Origin of the sequence: Kitasatospora sp. NPDC127116 (genome assembly GCF_042677365.1) — a bacterium.
Lineage (GTDB): Bacteria > Actinomycetota > Actinomycetes > Streptomycetales > Streptomycetaceae > Kitasatospora > Kitasatospora lactacystinica.
In genome coordinates this window covers 1-5,288 of the sequence record NZ_JBHXTL010000254.1, presented here as the reverse complement: position 1 = coordinate 5,288, position 5,288 = coordinate 1, and the positions used below count along the sequence as shown (strand labels likewise).

Sequence of the window (5,288 nt, the reverse complement as noted above, 5' to 3'; positions counted from 1 at the left end):
TTTGGCACGCTGTTGAGTTCTCAAGGAACGGACGCTTCCTTCGGACCGCCTTCCAGCGGACCCTCCGGGCTTCGTTCTTTCGTGTTTCCAGCTTACCAGACGTTTTCCGCTCCGTTTACCGGGGCTTCATTCATCCGATTCCCGCTGGCGGGATTTCCTGCGAACTTCGTTCCGAAGCCTATCAAGGCTTTCGGAGTGCTCAGTCCGTGGGATTTGCTTCGTCGGAGGGTGCGCATTTCGTGAAATGCACTCGCCTCGATTCGGCGGTGTCGTAGACACTAACGCCCGGAACCGACCGTTGTCCAGTCAGTCCCAACCGTTGAAACCTACTAGCCCGCCCTCACCACGTCAATGGTTTGGCCGGACGAGAGGAAGACTAGCAGGTCAGGGGCCTGTGGATCACATCGGCTCAGGCGGCGACCGGCTGGAGGTCCGCCCGGTCGGCCGCCTCCAGATCGCCGAACTCCCCGCCCTCGGCGGCCCTTCGGCCCAGCACCAGGGCGTAGAGGAGGAAGGCCGCCTCGGCCAGCACGCCGATGGAGATGCGGGCCCAGGTCGGCAGGCCGGACGGAGTCACGAAGGCTTCCAGGACGCCGGAGACGGCCAGGACCGTCGCCAGGCCGATCGACATGCCGATGATCGCGCGGCCCTGTTCGGCCAGCGCCACCGAGCGGGTGCGCGGGCCGGGGTCGATCACGGTCCAGCCGAGGCGCAGCCCGAGGCCGCCGGCCACGAAGACCGCGGTCAGCTCCAGCAGGCCGTGCGGAATGAGGAGGCCGAGGAAGACGTCGAGCCGCCCGGCGGAGGCCATCAGTCCGACGCCGATACCGAGGTTCACCACGTTGGTCCACATCACGTAGAGCACCGGAACGCCCAGCGCGATCCCGAACAGCAGGCACTGCACGGCGATCCAGGCGTTGTTCGTCCACACCTGTGCCGCGAAGGAGCTGGCCGGCCGGTCCGAGTAGTACGCCTCGTACTGGCCGCCGGGGCGGGTCAGCTCGTCGAGGTGCTCGGGGGCGATCAGGCTGTTGCGGACCTCGGGGTGGGTGGCCATCCACCACGCGAGCAGTGCGGTGGCCACCATGGAGACGATCGCCACCGGCACCCACCAGCGGCGCGCGCGGTAGAGCGCGGCGGGGAAGCTCACCGCGTAGTAGCGGGCGACGTCCTGCCAGCCGTTGGTCCGGGCGCCGGTGACCGCGCTGCGGGCGCGCGAGACCAGTCCGGTCAGCCGGCTCACCAGGGCCGGGTCGGGCGCGGCGGCCTGGACCTTGGCGAGGTGTCCGGTGGCGCGCTGGTAGAGCGTGACCAGTTCGTCGGCCTCCTCCCCGCCGAGCCGGCGCCGGCGGGCGAGGGCGTCCAGCCGGGCCCACTCCCCCTGGTGGGTGGCGACGAAGACGTCCAGGTCCATTTCGGCGGCTCCATGATCGGCGGCGGGCGCGGACGTGCGTGCGCGGGCGGGTGCGTCCAGGCGGGCGGCGGGTCCGGGCGGACACGTGCGGCCCAGCATGCCAGCAGCGGCCGCCGCCGCGGCCGCCGGGATCTCACTTCCCGTGCGCCCACTGGGCCCCGTATGTTTGCGGCTGCGGATCAGACTGCGGAGAGCGGGTCAGGGGGGCCGATCCGGGGTGATTCCCTCCCCCGGCACTGCCGCACTCCCAGGAGCGGATCTCCATGGGTGAGCCGTACGGGCTCCAAGAACGTGAACGGACAGGTGTCTTGAGCGACCTGGTGACGGGTGAGGCGGTCGTTCTCGGCCTCCGGACGGCGAAGCTTCCGAGCAGGGCCCTGGCGATCGTGATCGACCTGCTGGTGGAGTTCGCGGCCCTGCTGGTGTTCACGCTGCTGCTGAGCCTCGCCCTGATCGGGCTCGACGGCGCGGCGCTGGCCGCCACGATGATCGGCCTGATGGTGTTCTTCCTGGTGGCCGTGCCCGTGATGGTCGAGACCCTCACCCGCGGCCGTTCGCTCGGCAAGGCCGCGCTCGGCCTGCGGGTGGTGCGCACCGACGGCGGGCCGGTGCGGTTCCGGCACTCGCTGGTGCGCGGGCTGGTCGGCTTCTTCGAGATGATCGTGCTGACCGGCGCCCCGGCCGTGATCACCTCGGTGGTGCACTCGGACGGCAAGCGGCTGGGCGACATCTTCGCCGGGACGGTGGTCGTCCGCGAGCGCACCCCGGGCGCGGGCGGCACCGCCTCCCCGCTGCCGCCGGTCCACCCGCACCTGCTGCAGGCGATGGGCCACGAGCTGGTCGCGATGGACCTGTCCGCCGTACCCGAGCCGCTCTGGCTGGCCATCCGCCAACTGCTGGGCCGGGTCGGCCAGTTGGATCCGGCGGTGATGCTCCGGATGTCCACCCGGCTCGCCGAGGACCTGTCCGCCCGGATCGGCCACCCGATCGCGCCGGGGCTGCACCCGGCGGCGTACCTGGGCGCGGTGCTCACCGAGCGCCAGCGGCGGGAGTGGATGCGGGCCCAGGAGCAGCTGTGGGCGGCCGGACGGGGACCCGCCCAGGTGCCCGCTCCCCGTCCGGCCTCCGGTCCGGTCCCCGCGCCGGCTCCGACGGTCACGGCCGACGGACGGCCCGTCCGCGTCCTCGGCCTGCCGGCGCAGCGGCCCGCACCGGTGGCACCGACCGCGCCCGCCGCACCGCCGGTGCCCGTACCGCCCGCCGCCCCTGCTTCACCCCCGGCATCGCCCCCGGCCCCGGCGGCTCCGTCCCTCGACAAGCCCGCCGCCGACACCGGCTTCGCCCCGCCCGCCTGAGCCGAGCCGGGTCGAGCCGGGTCCGGTCGGGGCGGGTCGGCCGGGCCGCCACGGCCCTGCCGGACCGCTACTCCTCCTCCGTCCCCACCCGCCAGGCGTTCGGCGGCGACGCCAGCTCCTCCAGCTCGATCCCCTCCGCCGCCAGCACCACGTCCCCCGCCAGGTGCACCACCTGCTGCTCGCCCGTCTCCAGGTCCGCCACCTGGTACCGCTCGACCAGCAGCGGCCCGGAATCCGTCTCGTGGGTGTCGACGCCCTCCAGCAGCCACCCCTGGTCGAGGGTGCGCGGAGCCAGCACCGGCTCGGTGAAGGCCACCAGCCGCACCCGCGCGCTCGCCCCCTCCGCCAGCCTCAGCAGCCGGGCGGTGGCGACCAGGAAGCCCGGCGAGCGGCCGGTGAAGGCGTGCGCCCGGTCGTGGCCCTCCGCCGCGTGCTCGCCGCCGGGGTCGGCCGCGTCGGTGCGGACCCAGGCCACCCCGTCCACCGCTCCGCCGCGCACCTGCCAGCCCCCGGCCCGCAGCTCCATCCGCAGCGGCCGGGCGCGCGAGTCCAGCGTGAGGTCGGTGCTGCCGAGCACCCGGCCGTCCGGCGCGTAGGTCTTGGAGACGTACCGCCACCCGGCCGCCCCGGGCGCGCAGCTGAAGCGCTCCTCCCCGAGCGGGACGTGGTCATGAGGGTCGTGGAGCGAGTACCGGCCGTTGGGCATGCCGGAAAGCCTACGTGCGCGCCGCGCGTGCAACCTTCCGCCCGGTGCCCGCATTAGAGCGGCGGACGGCGCGGCTGTGCGTCGCCACCACGACGAGAGGGGGTGCGGATGGCGAAGCGGACGCGCGACGCGGAGTTCACGGAGTACGTGGCCTCCAGGAGCGGCTGGCTGCGCAAGGTCGCCTATCTGCTGTGCGGGGACTGGCACCGGGCCGACGACCTGGTGCAGGAGTGCGCGACCAAGCTGTACGTGAACTGGTCACGGGCCGGCCGGGTCGAGAACCTGGACGGCTACGCCCGCAGGGTGCTGGTCAACACCTTCCTCGCCGAGCAGCGCTCGTCCTGGTGGCGGCGGACGTCGCGGACCGCGACGCCGGTGGACGTCGCCTCGGTGGCGGCCGACCTCGACGTCCAGCTCGACCTGCGCAGGGCGCTGGCCGCGCTGCCGCCCAGGCAACGGGCCACCGTGGTGCTCCGGTACTACTGCGACCTCACGGTCGATCAGACCGCCGAGGCGATGCGCTGCTCCTCGGGCAATGTGAAGAGCCAGACCTCGCGCGCTCTCGCCACCCTCCGGACGACGCTCGCCGCTCGCCCCACCACCGCCGAGAGGACGTCATGAGGACGCACGAGCAGCGTGATCTCACCGCCCGGCTGGGCGCCCTCGCCGAGACCCCGGCGCCGCCCGCCGCGCTCGACGCCTCGGCGGTGATCGCCCGCGGGCGGGTCCGGCTGCGCCGCCGCCGGCAGGCGCTGATCGGCGTGGTGGCCGGGTCGACCGCCGCCGTGCTGGCCGGCGTGCTGCTGCTGCGCCCGGCCGGCGGGCCTCCCGCACCTGCCGTCCCCGCGCCGACCTCCCCGGCCTCGCCCACGCCGTCCCCGACCGCCGTCCCGACGCCGACGGCGTCCACCGGCCCGCTGAGCGCCGAGGCCCGCTTCGGCTGGCTGCCGCCGTGGCTGGCCCGACCGGCCGTCGGCTACGCGAACAGCGACGGACGGTCCGTCACCACCGCGGCCACCACGACCGCCGTCGAGAACGCCGTCCCCGCCCTGAAGCTCGAACTGCTGCGCGGCCCCGGCGAGTCCCTCGCCCCCGGGGTGCACACGGTCGCCGCGCCCGCGGTCGCCGGCCGGGAGGCCCAGTGGCTGGTCACCGACGCCTCGGGAGTCCCGGTCGGCCTGCGCTGGATGACCGCCTCCGGTCGCTGGGCCGAACTGAGGGCCACGCTGTGGATCGGGGCGAAGGTCAAGGAGGACCTGCTCAGGGTCGCGGCCGGGGTCGAGTTCGGCGGCCGGGACGTCCCGTTCCCGGTGCGGCCGACCGGCGTGCCCGCCGAGTTCGAGCCGCGGAACATCGAGGTCCACCGGCCGTCGAAGGACACCGAGCCCCCGTGGAGCGCCATCCTGTCGTACACCGTCGACGGGAAGTGGCTGAGCGTCACCGTCCAGCCGGAGACCTTCGGGGTGTTCGTCGACGGCAGGCCGGACGGCGGCACCCCGGTGTGCCGCGTCGACAAGGGCGTCCGGCTCTGCGCCAACGGGACGGCCGCGGGGAGCCGGCCGGTGCAACAGGCCGGCGGACTGGCGGGCCTGCTCAGCCGGTTCACCGTGCTCGGTGCGGACGAGGCCTCCTGGACGGCGACGGGGCCCGCGGACCGGCCCCGCTGACGGAAGCGGCCGACGAACCGGCGGACGGACCGGCCGACGGGCCCCGCAGACGCCGGCGGGGGGGGGGGCCCCCCCGGGGGGGGGGGGGGGCCCCGGCCGGGGGGGCGGAGAAAAAGGGATGGAGAGGGCGGGGAGAGGGGAAATAA

5 protein-coding genes are annotated in these 5,288 nt (G+C 74.2%); 3 read left to right on the top strand and 2 right to left on the bottom strand.

Annotation, left to right across the window (positions count from 1 at the left end):
• Positions 1-409: 409 nt before the first annotated feature.
• Positions 410-1,414, bottom strand: a complete 1,005-nt coding sequence (locus ACFVHV_RS43170; protein ID WP_380359272.1) for a stage II sporulation protein M — start codon at positions 1,412-1,414, stop codon at positions 410-412.
• A 308-nt stretch (positions 1,415-1,722) separates the two neighbouring features.
• Here ACFVHV_RS43170 and ACFVHV_RS43165 point away from each other — a divergent pair, with 308 nt between their 5' ends.
• Positions 1,723-2,769, top strand: a complete 1,047-nt coding sequence (locus ACFVHV_RS43165) for an RDD family protein (RefSeq protein ID WP_380359269.1) — start codon at positions 1,723-1,725, stop codon at positions 2,767-2,769.
• 67 nt (positions 2,770-2,836) lie between these two features.
• On the opposite strand, the gene ACFVHV_RS43160 is transcribed toward ACFVHV_RS43165, so the two are convergent.
• A complete protein-coding gene (locus tag ACFVHV_RS43160; protein WP_359915514.1) occupies positions 2,837-3,475 on the bottom strand; it encodes a hypothetical protein in 639 nt (212 codons plus the stop codon).
• 108 nt (positions 3,476-3,583) lie between these two features.
• Between ACFVHV_RS43160 and ACFVHV_RS43155 the strand changes: the two genes are divergently transcribed.
• Both ACFVHV_RS43155 and ACFVHV_RS43150 read left to right on the top strand, forming a co-directional pair.
• Positions 3,584-4,096 (top strand): SigE family RNA polymerase sigma factor, encoded by a 513-nt coding sequence (locus tag ACFVHV_RS43155; RefSeq protein WP_359915512.1) that lies wholly within the window; start codon positions 3,584-3,586, stop codon positions 4,094-4,096.
• Positions 4,093-5,142, top strand: a complete 1,050-nt coding sequence (locus ACFVHV_RS43150; protein ID WP_380359265.1) for a hypothetical protein — start codon at positions 4,093-4,095, stop codon at positions 5,140-5,142. The genes ACFVHV_RS43155 and ACFVHV_RS43150 overlap by 4 nt, the downstream gene beginning before the upstream one ends.
• The last annotated feature ends 146 nt before the right edge of the window (positions 5,143-5,288 follow it).